This is a genomic window from Spiroplasma endosymbiont of Dasysyrphus albostriatus, from assembly GCF_964019495.1.
In the GTDB taxonomy this organism is placed as follows: domain Bacteria; phylum Bacillota_I; class Bacilli_A; order Mycoplasmatales; family VBWQ01; genus Spiroplasma_E.
In genome coordinates, this window is the sequence record NZ_OZ026447.1 from 148,432 (window position 1) to 172,401 (window position 23,970).

General features: G+C 22.6%; 24 protein-coding genes. 15 read left to right on the forward strand and 9 right to left on the reverse strand.

What is annotated here, in order from left to right; translation table 4 throughout:
- Nucleotides 1-4: 4 nt before the first annotated feature.
- A complete protein-coding gene (locus AACL11_RS01025) occupies nucleotides 5-322 on the reverse strand; it encodes a PTS sugar transporter subunit IIB (protein WP_252320477.1) in 318 nt (105 codons plus the stop codon).
- A gap of 203 nt (nucleotides 323-525) precedes the next feature.
- Between AACL11_RS01025 and AACL11_RS01030 the strand changes: the two genes are divergently transcribed.
- Nucleotides 526-1,068 carry a hypothetical protein gene (locus AACL11_RS01030; RefSeq protein WP_338987847.1) on the forward strand — a complete coding sequence of 181 codons (543 nt, stop codon included), beginning with the start codon at nucleotides 526-528 and terminating at the stop codon, nucleotides 1,066-1,068.
- Nucleotides 1,069-1,232: 164 nt separating this feature from the next.
- Here the strand turns inward: AACL11_RS01030 and AACL11_RS01035 are convergent, their stop codons facing one another.
- Nucleotides 1,233-2,417, reverse strand: a complete 1,185-nt coding sequence (locus tag AACL11_RS01035; protein ID WP_338987848.1) for an Mbov_0401 family ICE element transposase-like protein — start codon at nucleotides 2,415-2,417, stop codon at nucleotides 1,233-1,235.
- Between the two features lie 653 nt (nucleotides 2,418-3,070).
- Here AACL11_RS01035 and AACL11_RS01040 point away from each other — a divergent pair.
- The 9 genes from AACL11_RS01040 to AACL11_RS01080 all read left to right on the forward strand — a co-directional run bounded on the left by AACL11_RS01040 (nucleotide 3,071) and on the right by AACL11_RS01080 (nucleotide 11,385).
- Nucleotides 3,071-3,460, forward strand: coding sequence for a terminase small subunit (locus tag AACL11_RS01040; protein WP_338987849.1), 390 nt, complete (start codon nucleotides 3,071-3,073; stop codon nucleotides 3,458-3,460).
- Nucleotides 3,454-4,812 carry a phage terminase large subunit gene (locus tag AACL11_RS01045; RefSeq protein WP_338987850.1) on the forward strand — a complete coding sequence of 453 codons (1,359 nt, stop codon included), beginning with the start codon at nucleotides 3,454-3,456 and terminating at the stop codon, nucleotides 4,810-4,812. Before AACL11_RS01040 ends, AACL11_RS01045 begins: the two co-directional genes overlap by 7 nt.
- A gap of 3 nt (nucleotides 4,813-4,815) precedes the next feature.
- Nucleotides 4,816-5,190, forward strand: coding sequence for a hypothetical protein (locus tag AACL11_RS01050; protein WP_338987851.1), 375 nt, complete (start codon nucleotides 4,816-4,818; stop codon nucleotides 5,188-5,190).
- 113 nt (nucleotides 5,191-5,303) lie between these two features.
- The gene (locus AACL11_RS01055) at nucleotides 5,304-5,663 is read left to right on the forward strand and encodes a helix-turn-helix domain-containing protein (protein WP_338973555.1); all 360 of its coding nucleotides are present in this window, start codon (nucleotides 5,304-5,306) and stop codon (nucleotides 5,661-5,663) included.
- A gap of 28 nt (nucleotides 5,664-5,691) precedes the next feature.
- Nucleotides 5,692-6,192: an IS630 family transposase gene (locus AACL11_RS01060; protein ID WP_338988468.1), complete on the forward strand. Its 501-nt coding sequence runs from the start codon at nucleotides 5,692-5,694 to the stop codon at nucleotides 6,190-6,192.
- Nucleotides 6,193-6,319: 127 nt separating this feature from the next.
- Nucleotides 6,320-8,017 carry a hypothetical protein gene (locus AACL11_RS01065; RefSeq protein WP_338987852.1) on the forward strand — a complete coding sequence of 566 codons (1,698 nt, stop codon included), beginning with the start codon at nucleotides 6,320-6,322 and terminating at the stop codon, nucleotides 8,015-8,017.
- 3 nt (nucleotides 8,018-8,020) lie between these two features.
- A complete protein-coding gene (locus AACL11_RS01070) occupies nucleotides 8,021-10,351 on the forward strand; it encodes a hypothetical protein (protein ID WP_338987853.1) in 2,331 nt (776 codons plus the stop codon).
- Nucleotides 10,352-10,355: 4 nt separating this feature from the next.
- On the forward strand, nucleotides 10,356-10,478 hold the full coding sequence (locus AACL11_RS01075) for a hypothetical protein (protein WP_338973392.1): 123 nt from the start codon (nucleotides 10,356-10,358) through the stop codon (nucleotides 10,476-10,478).
- Between the two features lie 16 nt (nucleotides 10,479-10,494).
- Complete coding sequence (locus tag AACL11_RS01080) at nucleotides 10,495-11,385, forward strand: hypothetical protein (protein WP_338987854.1); 891 nt, start codon at nucleotides 10,495-10,497, stop codon at nucleotides 11,383-11,385.
- Here AACL11_RS01080 and AACL11_RS01085 read toward each other — a convergent pair whose 3' ends face one another.
- Together AACL11_RS01085 and AACL11_RS01090 are read right to left on the reverse strand one after the other, a co-directional pair.
- Nucleotides 11,386-11,958 carry an IS630 family transposase gene (locus AACL11_RS01085; RefSeq protein ID WP_338988471.1) on the reverse strand — a complete coding sequence of 191 codons (573 nt, stop codon included), beginning with the start codon at nucleotides 11,956-11,958 and terminating at the stop codon, nucleotides 11,386-11,388.
- Entirely contained in the window at nucleotides 11,915-12,274 is a 360-nt protein-coding gene (locus tag AACL11_RS01090) for a helix-turn-helix domain-containing protein (protein ID WP_338973555.1), read from the reverse strand. The genes AACL11_RS01085 and AACL11_RS01090 overlap by 44 nt, the downstream gene beginning before the upstream one ends.
- A gap of 426 nt (nucleotides 12,275-12,700) precedes the next feature.
- Here AACL11_RS01090 and AACL11_RS01095 point away from each other — a divergent pair, with 426 nt between their 5' ends.
- Nucleotides 12,701-14,728: a hypothetical protein gene (locus tag AACL11_RS01095; RefSeq protein WP_338987855.1), complete on the forward strand. Its 2,028-nt coding sequence runs from the start codon at nucleotides 12,701-12,703 to the stop codon at nucleotides 14,726-14,728.
- On the opposite strand, the gene AACL11_RS01100 is transcribed toward AACL11_RS01095, so the two are convergent.
- The 3 genes from AACL11_RS01100 to AACL11_RS01110 form a co-directional block, all read right to left on the reverse strand.
- Nucleotides 14,725-14,889, reverse strand: coding sequence for a hypothetical protein (locus AACL11_RS01100; RefSeq protein ID WP_338987856.1), 165 nt, complete (start codon nucleotides 14,887-14,889; stop codon nucleotides 14,725-14,727). The genes AACL11_RS01095 and AACL11_RS01100 overlap by 4 nt on opposite strands.
- Before the next feature lie 41 nt (nucleotides 14,890-14,930).
- The gene (locus AACL11_RS01105; RefSeq protein ID WP_338987858.1) at nucleotides 14,931-15,065 is read right to left on the reverse strand and encodes a hypothetical protein; all 135 of its coding nucleotides are present in this window, start codon (nucleotides 15,063-15,065) and stop codon (nucleotides 14,931-14,933) included.
- Between the two features lie 150 nt (nucleotides 15,066-15,215).
- On the reverse strand, nucleotides 15,216-16,922 hold the full coding sequence (locus AACL11_RS01110; protein ID WP_338987859.1) for a hypothetical protein: 1,707 nt from the start codon (nucleotides 16,920-16,922) through the stop codon (nucleotides 15,216-15,218).
- 66 nt (nucleotides 16,923-16,988) lie between these two features.
- Here AACL11_RS01110 and AACL11_RS01115 point away from each other — a divergent pair, with 66 nt between their 5' ends.
- On the forward strand, nucleotides 16,989-18,149 hold the full coding sequence (locus tag AACL11_RS01115; protein ID WP_338987860.1) for an Mbov_0401 family ICE element transposase-like protein: 1,161 nt from the start codon (nucleotides 16,989-16,991) through the stop codon (nucleotides 18,147-18,149).
- A 302-nt stretch (nucleotides 18,150-18,451) separates the two neighbouring features.
- Here the strand turns inward: AACL11_RS01115 and rpmE are convergent, their stop codons facing one another.
- Complete coding sequence (gene rpmE, locus AACL11_RS10505; RefSeq protein ID WP_368862541.1) at nucleotides 18,452-18,781, reverse strand: 50S ribosomal protein L31; 330 nt, start codon at nucleotides 18,779-18,781, stop codon at nucleotides 18,452-18,454.
- Between the two features lie 1,333 nt (nucleotides 18,782-20,114).
- Nucleotides 20,115-21,044, reverse strand: a complete 930-nt coding sequence (locus AACL11_RS01125; RefSeq protein WP_338975668.1) for a DNA cytosine methyltransferase — start codon at nucleotides 21,042-21,044, stop codon at nucleotides 20,115-20,117.
- Nucleotides 21,045-21,276: 232 nt separating this feature from the next.
- Here AACL11_RS01125 and AACL11_RS01130 point away from each other — a divergent pair, with 232 nt between their 5' ends.
- From AACL11_RS01130 to AACL11_RS01140, 3 genes are all read left to right on the forward strand, one after another.
- Complete coding sequence (locus AACL11_RS01130; protein ID WP_338987861.1) at nucleotides 21,277-22,209, forward strand: hypothetical protein; 933 nt, start codon at nucleotides 21,277-21,279, stop codon at nucleotides 22,207-22,209.
- 81 nt (nucleotides 22,210-22,290) lie between these two features.
- Nucleotides 22,291-23,080, forward strand: a protein-coding gene (locus tag AACL11_RS01135) for an IS5 family transposase (protein WP_422397935.1) whose coding sequence is annotated in 2 segments (ribosomal slippage) — nucleotides 22,291-22,559 and nucleotides 22,558-23,080 — 792 coding nt in all. Because the reading frame shifts where the segments join, the coding sequence is not laid out codon by codon here.
- Nucleotides 23,081-23,370: 290 nt separating this feature from the next.
- Complete coding sequence (locus AACL11_RS01140) at nucleotides 23,371-23,964, forward strand: hypothetical protein (RefSeq protein WP_338987863.1); 594 nt, start codon at nucleotides 23,371-23,373, stop codon at nucleotides 23,962-23,964.
- Nucleotides 23,965-23,970 lie beyond the last annotated feature (6 nt).

Consider the following 23,970-nt stretch of genomic DNA (forward strand, 5'->3'; position numbering starts at 1 on the left):
AGTATTATTTTTTAATTTCTAACAAACTCATTGCTAATTCTAACGTTTCTTTACCTTGAACCATCGCATAAACTGCTGCTGGAATAACATTAAGAGCAGCATTTCCAATAATATTAGTAAAATCATTTTTCATATAACTTACTTGTGGTCCTAATAAAACAACATCCCATTTTTCACCTTTAGCAAAAGATGCTTTCGCTTCAGTAGCACCTAATGCTTTCACTTCATAATCTAAATTTAACTCTTTAATATATTCTTTCATATTTGCTTCTAGTCTTAAAGTGCTCATACCAGCTGAACACGTAAGTAATATCTTTATCATCTATTTTCCTCCTAATAAACAAAAATCAAATATACATAACTAAGAATATTATACATTGATATTTTTAAATTTGAATTTTAATGGTTATAAAAAAATATAACTTTTAACTAAAGATTAAAAAATATATTACTAATATATATTGTAACTTTGATTACTATTGTGTAAAATTCATAATACTATCTAAAAATAAAGGGACTGATTATATGAAAGGCAAAAAGAAAAAAAACATAACTACATGAGGATTTATTATGTCAGTACTTGGCGCTGCTGTAGGATTAGGAAGTATTTGGGGATTTCCTAATCAAATGAATAAACATGGTGGTATCTTTTTAATTCCATTCTTTATTGCACTAATTGTCTGTGCTTTACCAATTTTATTAATTGAAATCAATTTAGGTAATAAATATCGTAAAAATCATGTTGAAATTTTTAAAGATTTAGCAAAAACTCCTGGGACTTTCTTTGGATTTTTACAAACTGCAGTTGTTTGAATAATGGGTGTATTTTATAGTGTTCTTGTCGCTTGATCATTATTGGCAATAGTTATGTCTTTTCTTCCTGGTTTAAATCAACAAGGATTTTTCTTAAATAAATTAATTGGTCAAACTTCCAACGATGTACCACAAAATTTTAGTCAATTGGGTAATATTAGTATTTGAGTTTTAATTAGTTTAATTATGCTTTGAATTATTACTGGTGTTATTTTGTTGGGTGGCGTTGTTAGGACGTATGAGATTAATGGATAGAAAGGAACATCAAGAGCGATAAACTGATGTATTTCTATTTTTGTTAATTTAATTATATCATAAAATACCTAAATGTTGAAAAATATAATTATCATTTTTCAACTTAAGTAACACAAAAATACTAATCTTAAAATTAGTTTTTAAAAATATTAAGTTTTAAATTTTTAAGCACTATTAATATAACTTCTAGTATTTAAATAATTTGCTTTTGCTATTAACATATTATTTAATGTTTGAAAATTATATATTTTTGCTCCATTAGTTAAAGATTTTAAAAAATGATATACATCACTTTCAGCACTACATCCTATATTTCATGAAGCATTTTGATTTACAATACCATGAGCATTATTTTTAAAATAATTATATACTTTTTCATTAACATTAGGTTTTAAAAAACTAAGTAATTGATTACAATCTCCACTTGCAAAAGTAGTAGTACCATCAATATATTTAGTTCAATCATGAGATTCTTTTTTCTTAACTTTAACTCCAACAAAAGATTTTCATAAATAACTATAAGCATGATATTTATCTAAAATATAATAACATCCCAATCAAGTAGCCATTGCTTTAATTCATAATGCACCATCACCAGCAACTACTAAATTATAATTATGATATTCTCATTGAACACCTAATATATTTAATTTAATATCATAATGATTAAGAATAGTTTGTGTTGTAAAATTATATAATTGTTCTTGATTTAACCCATTACCACTTTTAAATAATAAAAATGCAGTTATTTTATTTTGTAATTTATTTCTATATGAATAAATTTCTTTTTTACCTTGATTAAAAGTTAAAATTCTACAACAATATTGCTGTTTTAAACCATTTTCATCTCAACAAGTAATAAAAGCATCATCTGCACATATATTTAATTTTTGATTATCTAATACTTTAAATTTTTCTTCTGGTATAAATTTCTCAATTTTTGCATTTTTAAAAAGTCTTGAAATAAAATTTTTAGAAAAATAAGTATATTCATATTCTGATTGAATATGTGTATATGTTTTTTTAGTTATTAAATTTTTTATTAAATTACTAAGTATTTTTAATTTTAAATCTTTAATAACTCTTGCACGTTTTTCAATATTAAATTCTTCATCAGTAAAATATCTAGTTCTTTTTTCTATATTATCTCAATATATTCTTCTATTAAAAGTTGCAAATCCAATTTCAGTATTTACTGTTCTATTACGTTTTTTAGAAACTTTATATCTTTCTTTTTCTTCTGGACTTCTATTTTGAAAAAAATTTTCATCTCAATCCTCGACTTCTTTAACAAACTCTGGTAAAATATCAGTAATTTTATTGTTTAAAAAATTTTGAAAACTAAACATATTTCAACACCTTTCTATTTATTTTTTAACTCCAAGCATTGTATCAAATTTATTAATTTAATGTTGAAAAATATTTAGTTTCATAGTATAATACTAGAGAACGATAAAATTGATAGTGATGTATTTCTAGTTTAACGTTTAAAGATAACTTTTATTAGTTATCTTTTCTTTTTTAATAAAATAATGTACAATAAAGAAAAATATAAATAGAAAAGGAAAATAAAAATGTTAAAATTGGGTGAATGACCACTATTAGCAATAGCGCTTTCAATATATTTAATAATATTTGCACTAGTATTAATAGGTGTAAAAGGAACTGAATTATGTCATAGACAAAAAAAATGGGTATATTTTTTATGTTTATTTCATTGAATATTATTGGTTTATTTTGAGCAAATAAAATATTTAAAAAAGAAAATCCGAATTTTAAATTTTGAAAAACTATAAAAAGCAGTTTTAAAATTAAAAGAAAAAATAAAAAAATAGCAGTATAATGCTATTTTTTGTTATAATTATATTATAAAAATTAAATAAAAAAATATATGAAGTAATTAATAAAGTTCATAAGTTATTTTGTCAAGTTTAACTTAAAGATTATATTAATTATATCATAAATTTTTGTGTTTTTAAAGCATATGAAAGGAGATTTTTATGTGCAAGAAGAAAAAATAAGAACAATTTTTAATGATGCAAAAGTCTTAAAACAAGAATTAATAAATTATTTTACTCATTGTAATGATAATAAAGAAGTTCCTACTAAGTTAGGTATGTTAATTTATTTAGATATAACAGAAAGTACTATTAGGACTTGAAAACAAAAAAAGAGAAATACTTTTTTACAACAAATTAATTGAGCGCATTCTCAAATTGAACACTTAAATTTACAAAGATATTTAACTTCTAATGCTAATACTTCATCATGATATTTAGAAAGAGCATATGTTAATAAATATCATTTATCAACTAAAATTGATATAAAGAATAGCGATAACGTCGCCCCTATAGCAATTAATTTAGATAATAAAGGTAAGAATAAATGTTAAGTAATTTTGGTTATTTATTAGATATTGCTAAAAGAATGTATTTAAAACAACCTTTAAATATTACTAAAATTAAACAATTAGGTAGTCGTAAATCTGGTAAAACATTTAGTGATATTGAATTTCTTGGAATTTTATTAATGTTAGATAATATTAATATTCATGCTTATTTAATTCGTAATATGTCAAAACAATTAAATGATAGTTGACAAGAATTAAAACAAATTATTAGAGCAACTTATCCTAGTATTAATTTTATTATTAGTGAAACTAAAAAAACTATTGAATTTAATGGTAGTAAAATAACTTGTAAATATTTACATTCACAAGATAATAGTAATGTTAAATTAACTGGATTAGCAAGTAATTATTTATATGATTATGTAATTATATGAAGTGATGAAAGATATGAAATTACTGAAAATGATTATCAAGATTTAAAAGATGCTATTCGTGGAGCAAATCAATTATTAGAAATTGAAAGTTGTAATCCTTGAAGTATTTTAAATGAATTTATTAAAAAAACAGTAACAGCATGCCCTCAAAATGAAAAACAAATAATTAATGAATATGAACAATTTACTATTATTGATAATACTATTTATCATTATCAAAATTGAAAATTAAATACTCATTTAAAAGATACTGATAAACAACAATTATTAGAAATTGAAACTCTTGACCCGATATCTGCAAGAGTAAGAAGTCATGGTTTAGTAGGTTATGAATCTGGTGGAATATATTCACATTTACTTCCTAAAATTAGTAGAGTAATACAACCAAGTTATAGATTTAGTGCTGGATTAGATTATGGTTTTAAAGATGATGCTATGGCATGTTTATTAATAGGTTTTGATTATGATTTTAAATTTGTTAATGTTATTGATTGTTTAAAAATAGAAAATAAATTAATACGTTATGATAATAAACAATTAGCAAAATTAGTAGTTGAATTTTATATTAAATTAGCAAAAGAAAATAATTTGTTATATGAATATGGATTAACTGTATATTGTGATTTTAGTAATTATACATTTATTGAAATGTTAAATGATACAGCAATTAAATATAACGTTAATTCATGGCTATATTTTAAAGATTGTGTGAAATTAAGACTTGAATTTAGAATAGGTAAGAATGTGGCTTTAATGGCATCAGAACGCTTAAATATAAACATAAAAAATAATGCTCAATTATTATTAGATGAATTTAGATTAGCTGTATGAGATGAAAAAAGTATTAAACAAATACCTTTGCCGGGCAATGACCACCTCAGAGATGCTTTTGATTATGCTATAGAACCATATATTAGAAATTTAAGTGCAAATATAAATCCTTATTTTGAAAGGAAGTAACATATGAATAATCATAATACTGAAATATTAACTCCTAATTGATGTATGATAAATCTTCAAGAAATAATAGCAAATCATGCTTCAAAATTATTATGAGGTAATGGTTATACTTTAACAAGTGAACATCCAGAATATAAAAATGCTATTGAAAAATTAAAAGAATGAAATAATTTTGATAGTTTATTTTATCAAGATTGTCATATTAAATCTGGTTATGGTTATAGTATTGTTCAAATTGATAGAAGTAAGACTGGAAGAATAGCATTAAATTTTGCTCAACCATATGCTCAATCAAGAGTAGCAAGATTATTAGAAACTGAATATAGTGCATCAACATGGTCAAGAGTACAATATGATGACCAAAGTATTTATAGCTAACGAAAGTAATGTTTACTCATAAATAATGTAAAATAATAATATGTAATTTAAACAATTCTTGCACTTACAAGTATAATTCAGCAATAATTAAAATAGATTAGGAAGATTAAATTATGCCAAAACCATACAGTGAGGACTTACGAAGAAAAGTAATAGAAGTTTATGAAAGTAAAAACATGAAAATTAAAGAAATTTGTAAAGTGTTCAATATCACTAGAAAGACTTTATTTTTATGAAGAAAAAGAAAGCAAAAAACCGGAAATATAAAACCAATTTTGAATTATCAAAAAGGACATAGCCACAAAATAAAGGATTTAGATGAATTAAAAAATTATTTAGCAGAAAATAAAGATGTTACAGTTCAAAAAGTAATTGAAAAATTTGGTGATATGACAAAAGAAACAGTTTATAACTATTTCAAAAAACTAAATTATACATATAAAAAAAACTTTTCTATATGAACAAAGAGATAAAAATAAACAAGAAGATTTTTTAAAAGAAATAGCGAAAATAATGAATGAAGATTTGGTATATATTGATGAATCTGGAATTGATGATAATGAATTTTATAAATATGGTTGGTCTGAAAAAGGTAAAAGATTATTTGATAATAAACCTGCATATAAAATAAAGAGAATGAGTATAATTGGTGCACTAAATAAAGGTAAATTAAAAGCTCTATGAGCATTTGAAGGACATTGCAATAGTAAAATTTTTGAATCATATGTTAAAAATATACTAATTCCAGTATTAAAGTGTGGACAAATTATAGTTTTAGATAATGCGACGTTTCATAAATCTAAAGCAACAAAACAATTAATTGAAAATGCTGGATGCAAACTATTATTTCTTCCACCATATTCTCCTAATTTAAATCCAATTGAACATTTTTGATTTGCTATAAAACATAATATAAGAAAAATATTACCAAATTATTGACCAAATATTAAAAACGCGATTGATTTTGTTTTTCAAGATATGAGTAAACATTACTTTAGTTAGCTATAAGTAATCAAAAACAAAAAGCAGGTGACTTATATATAACTATTGCTGCAAATGTTAATGATTTAAATTATAAAGGTTCAACAAATCCAATTAAAATAACTCTTAAATAAAGGAAATTAATATCATGCCAATTGGTACAACTAGTACAGCAATACTTTTAAACATAAATAAACCAAAACATACTAGAATAAGTAAACAACAAGAAAATAAAAGTTTTTGATGAGAAATTTTAGAAATGATTGGTGTACAAGTTATAGCAGTAGCACTTGCTCCTTTTACTGGTGGATTAAGTGAAAGTTTTGCACTTGGATTAGGTGCTAGTGATTTAGTTGCTAGTATTAGTGCTGTTGGTGTAGAGTTTTTAACTGATTTTACTATTAATCAAGTTTATGATTATTTAAAAGGAAATGTAACAAAATTAAATACTTTCTTTAATATACTTCCTGCATTTGCTGGACTTAATAAAATTAGTCGTGGTTATCGTACAACTAAATTTATTAAATTAGCACAAAAAACTAAAACATTAGAACAAGTTGGAATTAAAGAAGTAAAAAACTTACAAGAAATTATTAGTCAAGTAAGTGGAAAAGAAATTTTAACAGATAAAATTATTGGTAATAAACGTTATTTAATGAATTATAGTTTTACTCCTAATCGTGAAACAGTATTACGAGATTTAGGTTATGTTGCTGAAAGACAATATAAGAATAATTTTCAAAAACTAGAAACAGAAAAATTAATGGAACACTTATTATTACAAAATATATTAATAAAATTAAGTCCACAATTAACTCCTAAATTTAAAATTAAAGATATCGAAAAAGCAAATAACTTTTTAAAAAAATTTAATACTGATTTAAAAAAAGTACTATCTATGAACCAACATGATTGATTAAATTTAGTTCATACAATACATACAGAAAATAGATATGGTAAATCTTTAATTTTGGATTTACAAAAAATTCGTGCAAATGCTATTAAATTTAATTTTAAAAATAATGTTATTCATCAACTTGTTTTAAAAGCAAATAAAACTTTTAAATATTTTGATATTAGATTTTATTTAAAAAAAGGTTTAAATAAATTTTGAAAAGATACACCATATTTTGAAAAAATACGAGAAAGTATATATAAATTACAAGAAAAATTTGAAAAGTTAGAAAAACAAGTATTTGAAAAAATTAATAAATTAAAAGAAAAAGCAACTGATTTATTTACTAGTGCAGAGAAAAGAGCAATTAAACATGCACAATTAATTCCATTAAATTCACCAGTATTTATGGGTTGTAAAATTCAACCTTTATCATTAGATAAATGTGCAATTACTATTTATCATCGTAATCCTAAGTATAAACCAATTACAGTTGTTGATAGTATTCTTAAAGCAAAAACTTTTGTTACTCAAATACATCCATTTCATTGATATCGTTGATATAGTGGTTGATACATTGGTTATGGTGTTAATCATAATAAATGATTAAAAGCAATAGCATTTGCTCCACCAGTGGTTCAACAAGTAATTAGAGATAGTTTTAAAGTATATAGAGAAATATTTAGAATAGTAAGAACTTATCATAAAGTAGTAAATGTTATTAATAATCCTATTGAAAATATTAATAAATCATTTAAAAGTGTTGGTTTAAAATTTTCAGTTAATACTTTATTTGGCACTGGACTATTACATCATTTAGAAAAATTTGCATATAGTCAAGTTGTAAAAAAAGGTAAGAAAAAGTTACAAAAAGAAATTATCCATATATCACATAGAAAAACTAAAACAAAAACTAAGCATTATAAAAAAGCATTTTTTAAGGAATGATAAATTATGATTAATAAACTTTGAACTGATGTCAGTCTTGAAAATTATAATAACTGATATCCATTAACTGGAAAAATTACAGAAACCCCACAGCAATATATACAGACATGACCTAATGTTAATGATTGATTTAAAACTTTTGCTATTCGTGCTCAAAATGATATTAATGCTTATCTTGATTTTATTTTATCTAAATTTCCTTTTGATAGTTTTAAAGATGAATTAATTAAAGAAACATTAAGAGATATGGTTTATGTAATGGTTGAACATTGAGTATTTAATCGTACACCAATTGAATTTAATGTTGATGCTACTATTCAATTTAATAATGGTAGTCAATTTAGTGCAAATAGTACTCCTACGATTAATGTTTGAGATTTAGCACCTAGTAGAATGAAAATATGAGCAAGATTAACAGAATTAAAACAAATATTTTCAAGTTATAATGATGATGAAATAGATATTGAAAAAATTGACTTAAAAGCATTTTATACTAGAAATCAAGTTGATGAATTAATTGAACAACAAAAAGAATTTACATTATCAAAACAAATTAAATTATATGATGATTTAGTTGATGATAATGAAAATGAAATATATAGAGGTCCTGTTAGTAAATTTGTTAATAAAGGTTATGTTGCAACAGATTATGATAAAGAAACTGAAACAATGATTTTAGATTGACCAGATGAAATTGGAACATTACCACCAGAAGCATTACAAAATAATCCACAAATTGGTGATTATACACATGCACCAACTTGTGATTTTTCTGCTAAACAACAAAAACGAATTACTACAAATGAAAATGAAATTACCAAATTAAATACTGAATTAATTAAAGCAAATGAAAATATTAATGATGTTAAAAATAATTGATTTAATATTGAAACTAGTCCTTTATGAAAGAAAGTTAAAAATGAAAATATTAAAACAGATACATGATGTATTATTGATTGAACATATTATTTTATCGATAGTAAACAACTTATTATAAGTAATAATAAATTAACTAAATCTAATATAAGAATTACTAATAGTCAAATAGAACAAAAGCAAATAATAATTGAAAATATTGATGTTAATATTGATAAAGTAACATTATTATATGATGTTGATTTAATAAAGTTTATTGCTACTAATAACACAAAAAAGTATAAACCAATAATTCATAATATATATCAATATCAAGGAATAGGTACACCAACTGAATTTATAGCAGAAGAAAATACTGAACGTGATTATTATACAAAACTAGAAACTAATAATTTATTAGATAAAAAACAAAATAAATTAATTGCTGGTGAAAATATTAAGATTGATGAAAAAACTAATACTATTAGTACTACTGGTGGTAAAGCTGATTTATCTGATTATTATAAAAAAGAAGAAGTAAATAAAAAATTAGAAGATACAAAAGCATTATTTCCAATTGCTTTTTCTATGAATGCTATTGGTCAAGAAATTCCTACTTTAGAAACTGAACATAAAACTATTGTTGATGCTATTAATCAAAATAAAAATAATATTGATAAAAAACAAGATAAAGAAAATTGAGTTGTAATAGGAAAGAAAGTTGATAATAGAACATGAGATAATTTTAATATTGACCTTAATAAAACATATCGTGTATTTATAACATGACACAGAAATGCACCTGAGCAAAATGGTTATCCATTAATGTTATTGTTTAAATCAGCAAAAGCAGTTGGAACTGGTACATGAACTCTTTTAATTGGTAAAATTGATAATAAAGATGCTTCTTTAATTCTTAAGGCTGATTATACTAAATCTACTAATAAATGAAGTTTATTTATTAAATGTGAAATTGATGGTGGTGCTATATTTAGTTTTGAAGAATTAAAAGAAAATACTTATCAAATTACTAGTAATACATTAGATATTACTTCACCAAGTGTAATTAATATAGATAAACCAATTAAAATTAGTTCAAAAAGTTTAGAAACTAATGAAATAGAAGAAAATATTTGAGATATTGAATTAAAAAATAATCCAACACCAATTCCAAGTGGTTCAAATTGAAAAGAAGTAGGAACAAGAGAAAAAAATAAATGAGATAATTGACAAATTACTTATGATTTTCAAGAGAATAAACATTATAGAGTTTATTATTCTTGAAGTATATATAATCCAGTTTATACTATTCAAGAATTTATTATAACTGATAAAAAAATTGCTGGTGTACAAATACAAACCTTTAATGATAGTGCTAATATAGTAATTTTATCAGTTCAACATGCAAAATTGATTACTATTTATACTGTAAAAGGTAATTTAAAAGGTAATGTATGAAAATTAGAAGAATTACAGGAATAATATTATGTTTTTTAAAATTATAAAAATTATTTTAGGTTTAATTGGAGTTTTATTATCTTCTGCAACAGCAGGTTTAATTATATTTATTATAGTAAAAATTGTATTAAAAATTAATCAAATATTTTAGAAGGGTGGTGAATATTATGTTAAATCCATTTAAGAGAAAAGAAAAAAGTAATATTAGTGATAATCAAAATGAAAAAGTAAAATTTTTAAATAATAAAAATAAAAGTACACATGCTTCCATTTTAAATTATTTTGGTTTTAATGATTTTAATCATGAAACTTATTTTACTGATTTTGTAGCAGAAAATAATGCTAATTTATATAATGCTCCATTAGATATTAATAATGAAACTATTAAACAATATTTAATTAAACAAGAGTTTTATAGAAAAAATTGAAATTCTATTTTTAAATTAAGTAAATTAGGAATTAGTGGTTATTTAATTTTTATTGCTAATGATGATTTATATTTTCAAGTAGTAGATATCCAACAAAGAGTTTATGATATTACTGGTAAATTAATTCAATGTACTATTTTTTATGATAGTTATCAACAAAATGCACAAATTGTAAGATTATTTGAAGTTTATACATTAAATAATGAACAAGTAACTATTAATCGTGCAATTTATAGTATTAGTGATAATAAAAAACAATTTCCATTAGATTTTAGAACATATAGTAATAACCCTAATTTAGCACAAGAACAAACACTAAATATTAACTATATACCAATAGCAATTATGCGAAATAAAGCAAATGAGTTAGCAGATTGTGATAAAGTAATGGATAAAATTAAAGCATTAGATGTTATTTATGAACAAATTGTTTTAGATACCATTTTAAATTCACCTAAATTTATATTTAGTCAAACTTATGGTAATGTTCAATCAGCATTAGAAGAAGCAGTAAGAACTTTGGTTACTAAAAACTACATATTTAAAAGTGGTGGAGATAATAATGAACAAAACGAAAATATCAATATGACAAATAGCAACTTTAAAGGTAAAAACTTAACTGATATATAGCTAACTAAAGTAATGTTTACTCATATCTTGAAAAACAAAATCAATCGCGTTTTTAATATTTGGTCAATAATTTGGTAATATTTTTCTTATATTATGTTTTATAGCAAATCAAAAATGTTCAATTGGATTTAAATTAGGAGAATATGGTGGAAGAAATAATAGTTTGCATCCAGCATTTTCAATTAATTGTTTTGTTGCTTTAGATTTATGAAACGTCGCATTATCTAAAACTATAATTTGTCCACACTTTAATACTGGAATTAGTATATTTTTAACATATGATTCAAAAATTTTACTATTGCAATGTCCTTCAAATGCTCATAGAGCTTTTAATTTACCTTTATTTAGTGCACCAATTATACTCATTCTCTTTATTTTATATGCAGGTTTATTATCAAATAATCTTTTACCTTTTTCAGACCAACCATATTTATAAAATTCATTATCATCAATTCCAGATTCATCAATATATACCAAATCTTCATTCATTATTTTCGCTATTTCTTTTAAAAAATCTTCTTGTTTATTTTTATCTCTTTGTTCATATAGAAAAGTTTTTTTTATATGTATAATTTAGTTTTTTGAAATAGTTATAAACTGTTTCTTTTGTCATATCACCAAATTTTTCAATTACTTTTTGAACTGTAACATCTTTATTTTCTGCTAAATAATTTTTTAATTCATCTAAATCCTTTATTTTGTGGCTATGTCCTTTTTGATAATTCAAAATTGGTTTTATATTTCCGGTTTTTTGCTTTCTTTTTCTTCATAAAAATAAAGTCTTTCTAGTGATATTGAACACTTTACAAATTTCTTTAATTTTCATGTTTTTACTTTCATAAACTTCTATTACTTTTCTTCGTAAGTCCTCACTGTATGGTTTTGGCATAATTTAATCTTCCTAATCTATTTTAATTATTGCTGAATTATACTTGTAAGTGCAAGAATTGTTTAAATTACATATTATTATTTTACATTATTTATGAGTAAACATTACTTTCGTTAGCTATATATGATTGAAATGTTAATGAAATATTTAAACGTTGTGGTATTCATATACCAAGTCAAAAGAAATCTGCACAACAATCAGTACCCGAAAGTACAGCAGTAAATATTTCAACCATTAATTATATTGAACAAAAATTATGACAATTTAATATTGATATTCTTAAATTTATTCAAATATTAGTACGTTTAGATAAAGATTTATTAAATAGTAAAACATTTAATATTAATGATGACCAAGAAATTAATAATTTAATAGTTAAATTAAAATTATTTAATCCCGAAAATAACCAATTAATAGGAGAGAACAATGGAAAACAACAACAAACCACAAACGAAGTTTCCACAGAAACAAACTAAACTTAATCAAGCAGAAGTAGAAAATGATTATTTAATTGATAATATTCCTTATGACTTTACTAATATGATGAGTGCTACTAGTGACCCTGATATTAATAGAGCATACGATGAATTTAAAAAAAGAACTTTATATATTTATGAAATTGAACGTTTATTTAAAAATAACGAAAATAATAGTTTAAGATTTTCAGCAAATACTATTAAAATAGGTTTTATTGATATTGATAAAGTATTAAAAACTACTGCTGCTGAAACATCAGACTTTACTATGCAATTAAATCAAAGAGCAAGTACTAATATTAATGATAATACAATTGAATATAGTATGACTGATATTAAAAATTTAATATTTCAAGAAATAAATTTATTAAATCAATTTAAGTTATATGCGGTTAGTATAAATGAACCTTTAACTGAAAATAATATTGATAATTTATATATTATTAATAATTATTCACAGCCTTATCAAAATCCAAAAACAAGAAGTACTAAAAGTATTACTATTATTAAAATTAAAGATTTTAAAACAAGAGATGGTTATCCAATTATTATTAAATTACAAAAACCATTAGATAAAGATACAAAAGTAATTGGTTTAAAAATTAAAGCCCCTAGAAGCATGATTTTTGGCAATATAAAGGTACTTGGTGAAGTTGACAATATGGAAGTATACCCTAAATTATTTGTTAAAGATAAGATAGCATTTCCGCTATTATCAATGCCTATTGAAACTCAACCAAAAGTTAGAATATTACAACAATGATTTAGTGAACAAATTTTACCTTGAAAATTAGCAAAACAATTTATAGAACAAGAAAAATCAGTTTTAGATTTAATTGCTATTGGTGGTGGAAGTGAAACAAGAAAAGAAATTATTAATAATGCAAGAGTTACTAATGCTAAAATAGGTTATGATGTTACTAAAAATTCAAAAATATGACCATTATCTGATGAATTAGAATTAAAAGATAAAAAATTAGAATCATGATTTTTAGTAGGTAACAATAATTTATTTATTTCTACAACCAATAAATTTCATGATGTTGAACTAGAAATAAATGATAAACCACCAATTGATAGCCTACAACAATTATTATTAGATATGCTAAGTTATACATATAACTATAACAGAAACTTTGAAGGTGCAACATATGATGATACAACAGGAAAAGCAAAAAATGATATTGCAAAATTAAAAGAAACATTTACTGGTCAAAAACCTGATGAAATAATTACTAATTTATTTAAACAATGAGAGTTAGATTATCCAAATTATATAAATTTACCACAAATGCAAATATTTAAACAAATATTTATTATGTTATCAAAATATATTTATTCATCATTGTCAATTAATAAAGGCTTAAATGATGATAATAAAATATTATTACCATATTATTTTGAATTAAAATCAAGTCCTATAAAACCAAATGATAAAGAAATTTGAAAATTCAAAGATGCAAAAGTCATATTAAAATCTGTATATTTTAATTTTACAGATATTAATAACATTAAATTAAAGAATAATGATATTAGTCAAAATGAATTATTTAAACTTGATTATAATCAATTTAACTGATTATCTATAACTAATGAATTAGAAAGTAATAATATTCCATCATTAATTCCAGCAGACTGAACATTAGCAAATGGTGAATATGGTAAGTATTTTACAAGATTAATTATTCATAAAAATAAAACTGAAAATGCTTTAAATTTATATGGTTCAAATAAATCTCAATTATTTTCCAAATTAGAACTTTATAAAGAAATATTACAAATTGATAATAATAACGAATTTGAATTACAAATTGAAAACCCGATTAATAATTTAAATCGAGTTGAAATTAATGGAATATTTGGCGCAGGAAATTATGATTTGATTTTAATTACTGATAAACAAGAAATTAATTTAAAAAACATTAATTTATTTGATAAATATAATGAAAATATCTCATATATAAACTTAGAAATTTAGTTATCAAAATATCCATTGGGATACTTACCATTTCATCATATATCTGTTTTTTCAATAGGTTTTCCACCATTATAAAATTTTGTTATTTCAGGAACATCTGAAAAATATATTTTAAATTCATTTTGAAAATCAACTGATGAAATGTTTTTAATATCAGACATTCATATTTTTTGAACACCTCACACAACTTTTTTATTGTGAGTTAAAAAATATTTAACTCCACTAACATTATGGGTAAGCACCCCCCCATGATTAATCCTATTGTTCCAGTTGTAGCACCAGTTAGTGCTAATGCTAATGTTATTTTACTTAAATTTGTTTTTATTCATGTTTTCATCTTAAATTACTCCTTTTTTCCTTGATTTTACTTATAAATTGTACTATTTTTGATTATTTTTACAAGTATGCTTTTAAATGAAAAATAACGCCTAAATACAAGGCGTTTATTTTGTGATACCTATACTATTAATGATATTCAACTTGTTTATTATATAGCAAATGTGAAGATGCTTTTTTTTACACTAGCATTATTTTTACCTCTAATTACATTTTTATATGGATATAGTGCATAAAACAAAGCATCATATGGGTCTTGATACATATTTTTGTCAGGAATGTTAGTTTTTGTTTCATCATAACGTAATTCTTCTAAACATTGAGTAGTTTTTGGTAAATCATCTTTATTAGCATAAAAGTTTCCATAACTCATAATATTTCTCATTCAAACTACTCTATTAGTTAATCCTGCTTCTTGATTTAGATTTGAAGAATGTTTAATTGCAGTTTGCGTTATTAAAATAGTATTATGTTCATCAATTAATTTTTGATTTAATCAATCAATTGCTGTTCTTGCTTTATCATCATAGAAATAAATTGCTTGTTCAAAATTTTCAAAATTATCGATTAATCCTAAAATTTCATTAACATAAGCATTAATTTTTTCATTTTCATTAATAAAATCATTTGGTGTAACAACTAATTCACAAATAATATAAGCATCATAATAACCAGTATTATTATATTCTTTAAAACCAACTATCATAAATACAGTATGGTCTTTTGGTCCCGTAGCTCAATCAATACCAACACTATAAAAATCAAATTTATACATATCTTTTTCTTGATTATAAAATTGGTTGAAATCATATGGTTGTCAATATTTTACTGTTTTTTGAAATGGAAAAATTGTTGCATCACTATCTAAAAATTCAAAACCATAAAAAACAGTATTAAATTCATCAGGATTACTTTTTTTCATTTCTAATAATGTTCTTTTTTGAATGTCTGGTAATTTATTTCAAAATGGTTGAATAGTAAATCTTAAAATAAATAAACCTAAACCACTAAACATTTCTTTATTTTCATAATAAACTTTACCCACTTTTTTAAGATTTTCCATAATTTTATCATTTAATGGTAAAAATGGCGTGCAATACTTTAAATAAAATGGATGATATTTATCATAAGGATTACATGTAAAAGTAATAAAGAAACTTTTATAAAAATAACGAGTAATTAATTTCCCAAAAGTAGGACTATATATATTATTGTCAATAAAGGTTCAACTTCATTCTTTAATTGGTTCATTTGATACTTTAATACGATTACTTCTAAACATAGAGTTTTGTAAACGTTCATATCGATATGTTAATTGCTTTTCAGTTAATGTTTCTTTTTCTTCGGCCATGATTATTTCATCTGTTCTTGAACCTAAAAAACTTGAACCACCTGCTTCTTTTCCAAAAATTTTATTACCATTAGCATAACCAATAAAGTCAATTTGTTGATTATTAGGAAAAATAATACATCCACCATCCTTAGTTATTTTTCATTTAATACCATGTGGATTATTAGGTAATAAATTAAGATTATATGTATCTAATAAAACTTGACAAACATTCATTAAAGCGCCAATTGTAGTTTCACTATGAGTATTTTCATAGCGTCTTACTTCTTGAACACTACTATCACTAAAATTACAACATATAAATAAATCAAATGCTAAGCAGTTTCAAGTTTTTCTTGTTCCACGTGCTGTTGGTATAAAACGATAAAAACAATTAGTAGTAAAATATTCTGCTCATTCATCACCAACAAATGCTTTAAAAATATCTCAACTAAAACCATAATTATTATCACTAAAATTAAGATTATATTTTTTATTTAATTGTGCATAACTAGTGATAAAAGCCATATTTACTCCTTAATTAACATATATAAGTTAAAATTAAATTATTTAAAAAAGAAAGGAACATTAAAAATGTTTATATTACCATTCCCTAATCATTTTGATTGAGACAAACACTATTTTAATCAAGATGAATTAAATTTACAACAAACAGAAGAATTATTTGCAAAAATAGATGATTATTTATGAAGTATATGTGATAAATCTGAATATAAATCATATAGATTTAGAAAAAGAAAATTAAAAACAAAAAAAGGTTTATTAAATTATAAACGACGTATTTGTATACATTATAACCCAAAAACACAAAAAAAGGAATTTGTTTCATTGCTAGATAACTATCTTGGTGTTAAAAAGTATAGTAAATTAGCACCAGATGTTATTAAACAAATTTTAAAATATTTTGCTGATGATAAAAAATATCGTGATGTTTGTGATACTTTTATTGAAGATTTAATAAGTAATAGTACAGTTTGTAGAACATATCAAAAATTTGAATTACCAAAAGCAAATATCCCTAAAATACTATTGCAACCAAATCAAACTTTATATATAAATATTGATGATGGACATAGAAAATTTAAGTTTAATGAAAAACACAATACTAAAAATTGTAAAAAATGTTCTATGAGATTATTAGTATTTTGTACTGGTAAAAAGAAAAATGGAAAATTAATTAATAAAAGAGCAGTTTGTAAAATAAGAGTATCAAAAACAGAAATTGGCGCAGAAAAAACAGCTAAATTTATTCAAAAATATGGTCATTTATATTTTGAAAACTTTGACCAAGCAAATTTAATAGTTTGTGGCGATAGTGCAAAATGAATTAGAAAAACTGCTATAATTTTAAATGCTAAATTTATTTTAGATAAATTCCATGCTTTTCATGTTTTATTTCTTGGGATAATGGCAGGAAGAAAAAAAGATAAAATTGCTAATTTACACTATCAAAATGCAATAAATTTATTTGCAAAAGGTCAATATTATGAATTAATTGAATTTTTACAGTTATTAACTTTAAAATATAAAAAATTAAAAGTTGGTTATTTTATTAATGCCAAAGATGGTGTATTAAACCAAGCATTAGTTGAAAATATTGGTTGCTTTACTGAAACTAATATTAAACAAATTTTAAAGCATATGATTGGTGATAGAACTTATAACATTGATATGTATACAAAAATGGTTAATTTTAAATGCTATCAAATAAACACAGCAGTACAATTATTATAAAATAAAAATCCCTAATTAAGGGATTTGCCTAAGAGACCACGTACTTTACATACGCTTAGTAATCATAACGGTATACGGTTTATCTTAAAGGACTTTATTACATTATAACATATTAAAAACTTATTAAAGTAAACTTTAATAAGAATTTTTGACTTATAAAAGTAAGTATTATTGTTGACTAATATTTTTTCAAGTGTTAAGATTAACATACAATTGCATATTGAAGTCAAAATTATTCTCGTCTAACTTTATAATTTTAAGACAAATTTGAATATTATTGACAACATCGGTACGCTCCCAAATTATTTTTTAACTTGTTTAGTATCAGTTAGTTTTAGAACATCTTTTGCTGTTTCTAATACAATAGTTTTAGTATTTTGTGGTTTTGCTTTGTTTATTTCAACAGTTTTTGATTTTGTTTCAACTTGTTTACTTGCTTTTGTATTAAAGCGTTCAACTCTTCCTTTTGCTGAAACAAATGATTGTTTTCCAGTATAAAATGGATGACAACTTGAACATGTATCAACACGGATTTCTTTACCCTTAGTTGAACCACTTATAAAATTATTGCTACATGTTATACATGTTACTTTAGTTTGAAAATACTCTGGATGGATGCTTGCTTTTGCCATGGTTTCACCTCACTTATAAAATTATTATTAATAAAAAGTACTTAAAAATAATATCATTAACAATATAAAAAAGCAAATAAATATTAATGATAGATAGAGTTTTTATTTTGATAGATTATATTGTAAAAATGTGTTCTAATTCAATTAACTAGATATCATGAATTTTATTTTTTTTAAATTATATATTCTATTGAAATCTAAAACTTAAAAATTGTTTTTATATGAATAAAAAAATATTATTTACACAACTAATATATTTTTCAGTTAATTAAATACAATAAAAAATATTTACTTTCAGTAATTAAAGATAAAATTTTAATTTGTAAATGATTAGTAATGCTTTGATATTTTTTAATACCTAATGTTAAATTAAAAAGATAAACATAATGATATTTATATTTATCTCAATGTTTGGTATTGATAGCACAGATATTATTAATTTTTCTTGTTCTTGTATCATGAGGAATATATAATCTTGATTATCTTCGTATTCAGCTTTTAAATCTTCTAATGCTTTTTTAAAAACATCACTAAATTTTCTCATATAAACTAAATTGATTTTCAATACTAATTTATTCTTGTATTAATACAATTCCCTATTTTGCTTTTAAAAATTAATTAATACTATATTAATTTTACTAACTAAATAAAAATAATTCCCACTTAAAGGTTTAAATCTAAGTGGGGAAAATTATTTATTTTTGATATAACTTTTTTTCATTAAACTTTACAAGAAGTTTATACTTTAAATCATTCTGAAATGTCATATATAGAATAAATGATTATATTTTATATTTATTAAATAAAATTATGAAAATTCCATCAATTTTTTTTGAGAATTAAAATCAAAAACAAAAGAATTATCATTCATATATTTATAGCCTTCTTCTCCAAATATTTTATTAATAATTTTTATACATGTGTCCTTAAATTCTGAATTTTCAATATTTTCTTTAATAATTTTTATTTCTTCTATATATGATAAATAAACTTCTTCTTTAACTATTTTATCTAAATTTTTTTTATTAAATTCATATTTTTCAGAAATTTTATTTGATAAGTCTTTAAAAGATTTTTTTCTTTCTTCTAAAAAAATAATAGTATTATTTCATGTTTCAATTTTCTTTTCTAACTCTAGTTTTTCATCTTCCTTATTATTATCACTAAATTTTCAGGGTTATTAGATTGTAATTCTGATAATTCAGTTAATGCTAAATTACCACTTGTTAATTTTTTAGTTTCTTTTTCAATATTATTATTAATTTTATCTATATTCTATAAAACAAAATATTTTGATCTCATATTGTTTTTTCAATACTATCAATATTCATGATTAAAATTTTACTCTTTCTAATAATTTAACAATTTCTTTAGCTATTTCTCTAACGACTGCTACAGCAACCGAATTTCCAAACTGTTTATAAGATTGATTATCACTAACAATAATTTTAAAATTACTTGGAAATCCTTGCAAATTAGCACACTCTCTTGGAGTTAATTTTCTTGGATTATTATTTTCTTGATATAATAATATTTCTGATCCGTCTTTATAATATCTGGCCGATAAAGTACTTGTATACTCTGAATTTTTATACACCAATGAATAACCAAATCCATTTCCTTTAGACCTATTACGCTCTTTTCTTTCCTGATGACTGTTTCAAAGTTTATCAGAAATTGTATATTTTTTATCAATATTATTTTCTATTATATCGGAAACTGCTGTTGGCTTATTAAAAGAAGTAGGAAACTGAAAATCTATACTATGTTCTAAAAAACCAACTATGTATACTCTTTCTCTATTTTGAGGAAGACCAAAATTTCGAGCATTTAATATCTTATAAGTAACTTTATAACCTAAATCTGTTAGATTATTTAAAATAGTTCTAAAGGTATTACCTTTTTCGTGATTCATTAAACCTTTCACATTTTCTAATAAAAATGCTTTTGGTTTATGAAAAGATAATATTCTAACTATTTCATAAAATAAATTACCACGATCATCGTTAAAACCTTTTCTTTTTCCTGCAATTGAAAAAGCTTGACAAGGAAAACCACCTAATAATAAATCATGATTTGGTATACTTTCTTCAGATATTTCTCTGATATCTCCAAAAGGTATTTCATTAAAATTTTCATTATATGTTTGTACTGCAAATTTATCTATTTCACTACTAAAAACACATTCCATTCCTAATTCTCTAAAAGGTAAACTTAAGCCACCAATTCCAGCAAATAAATCTATAAATTTTAATTTACTCAAAGTAAGACCTCCTTGCTCTTTTTACAAAATTTTTAATTTTACTTCACAAAGAAATTATAACATTCATCCTTATCTTATTTTTTAATAATTGAAAATCATTAAAATATTTAATAACATTGACATTTTTATTTTTAATATCTATACTGTATATAAATCAAATATAGTTTATAACTCAATTACTTTTGAATAAGTAATTGAGTTATTTATATTTTAAAAAAGGAGAAAGTTAAAAATGACTATCAATGATGATTTAATAAATACAATTTATCATGAGGCAGGACATGCTTTTATAAACTTAGCAAAAGGTATTTCATTATCAAAAGAAGGAATTACTATTAAAAATAATGGAGGTGGTCATACAATGATAGAACCATCAGAAAATGTTTCATTATTATCAATGATATCTTCTAATCTTGCGAGAAAAATAGCTGAAAAAATTATGGTAGGAAAATCAATTCCTCAATCAGCCTCACATGACATACAAAATATTTTAGAGTTATTAGATGAACTATCAAAAATAAATTTAAGTCATAAAATACCAAAAATTTTACTAAAACAAACACAAGAAACCGTAAATACATTAATAGAAAATTATAAGACAATACATTTAATTGCAATAATGTGTCTTGTTAAAAATGAAAATAATAAAGAAGAAATAGAATTTATTTATAAATATAAAGAGTTGCCAAAACACATCAAATGTAAAATAGAACAAGATAGAAATTTGAATAATTTTTTAAATTCAGAATTTAATGTTGAAAGTTTTAAAAAATATCAAAATTATAATTTTGAAGACTTTTTTAAATATGAATTGTTTGAATTTAAGACATTATTAAATTTCTATCCAAATTTAAAATCTGAAGCAAATGCTTATGAAAACTTTAGTAATAAAATAATTGATTTGTGTTTGAAAAATGATTCATTGAAATTAAAAATTATTAAAGAATATACAAAAGTAGTTGAGGAAATTGTTAAAAAATCAATAACAGTAGCAGAAGATTGAAATAATGCATCTATAAATTTTACTGAAACTATTTTAAGTAAAATATTATGAAAAGAAATACCATTTTATTCACAATGAAATAAAACAGATATAGATTTTATTAATCAAGAAAATAGCAAAGTTTCAACAAGTAAAGGTCAAGGTTCTAGTAATAAATTATAAAAAATATAAATCTTAGAACCTGTTTGGAATCTTTTATAAAATAACGTAAAATGACTATATATTTTAAGATAAGGGGTATATATGCATAAAAATTATCCAAGTCATGTTACTAAAGAACAATTTGAGAACATAAGATCAATTTTAGAAAATAACAAAAAGAAAACAAAACCAAGAAATTTAGATTTATATGAAGTATTTTGTGCAGTTTTATATGTATTAAAAAGTGGATGTCAATGAAGAATGTTACCAAAAAATTTTCCAAAATGACAAACTGTATATTATTATTTTCAAATTTGAAGTAAAAATAGTGATAAAGAACCTAGCACTTGACAAGTAATTTTAAAAAAAATTAGTTAGAAAAGTTCGTATCAATAATGGTAGAAAAGAACAAACTAGTTTTTGTATAATTGATTCACAAAGTGTTAAAAACACAGATACTGCTAAAAATAAAGGTTATGATGCTGGTAAAAAAATTTCAGGAATAAAGCGTCATATTGCTGTTGATTCTCAAGGCTTACCACATGCAATTTACATAACCACAGCAGAAAAAACAGATCGTAACAGTGCTATAATAATGATTGAAAATGAAAAAGAAAATTTATCTAAAGTTCAAAAAATACTAGTAGATGCTGGTTATAATGGTGAAAAATTTGCTTTTAAAATCAAAACAATCATAAATGCAAATGTTGAAGTTATCAAACGTAATGAATTACATTCTTTTGTAGTATTGCCAAAAAGATGAGTTGTAGAACGAAGTTTTGCATGATTAGAAAAATGCAGAAGATTATGAAAAAATTGTGAAAGAAAATTAAATACTAGCTTACAAATGGTTGTTCTCTCATTTATTTCAATTTTATTAAAAAGATCCTAAACAGATTCTTAGATAGTTTTAAACTTTAGACATATTACGCAACTAATTAATTTTAAAAATTGAAAAAATATTTAATATTTTACTTCATTAATTGATTTATAGTAGTGTTTGGAGAAATTATAAGGTAACGATGTTATTAATTTTTATCCATATATAATTTCACATATCCTTGAAATGAAATGAAATAAATTACCTTTTATACACTGAAAAAAGTTTTAAAAATATTATAATAAATAAATGACATATTTGAATATGTCACCATAAGTTTAAAAATTTTAAAGAGGTATAAAATGAAAAGAATATTAAATATTTTAAGTTGTTTAACATTTAGTGCATTAACTACTATTAACATTAACGCTTGTGACTTTTTTGATAACAATTCTCACAAATCAAAACCTTTGTATGAAAATGAAGAATGATTTAATGGCACAAGTTCTCAATATGAAGGTAATATTGTAGACAATATCAATATAATGTCTTGAAAAAAATATCATTTAAATTGACAATCATTTATTAAAAAGTATCAATTGTTAAATTTTGATGATAAAGCAATTATTAAAGTTGAAACTGCCACATATAAAAACTGTATATGACATAATTTACCATCTCAAATTACAGGACCTAACTTATCAGTTAATACAGCAAAAATTAACACATCAAACAACACAAATGATGAAAAAAACAAAACTTGAAATATAGAATTTATGTATTATTATGGCAGTTGACTTACTCCGTTAGTTTTTATTCACATCTATGCTCAAGCATTTTTTTGATATAGTAATAATGGCAATATATATTTATCTATTCATTTAAAAGAAGAATCAAAAAATGCTGTAGAAGGAGCACACTTTAAACTTCAAATAAATAGTGCATATTTAAGCTAAATTTAT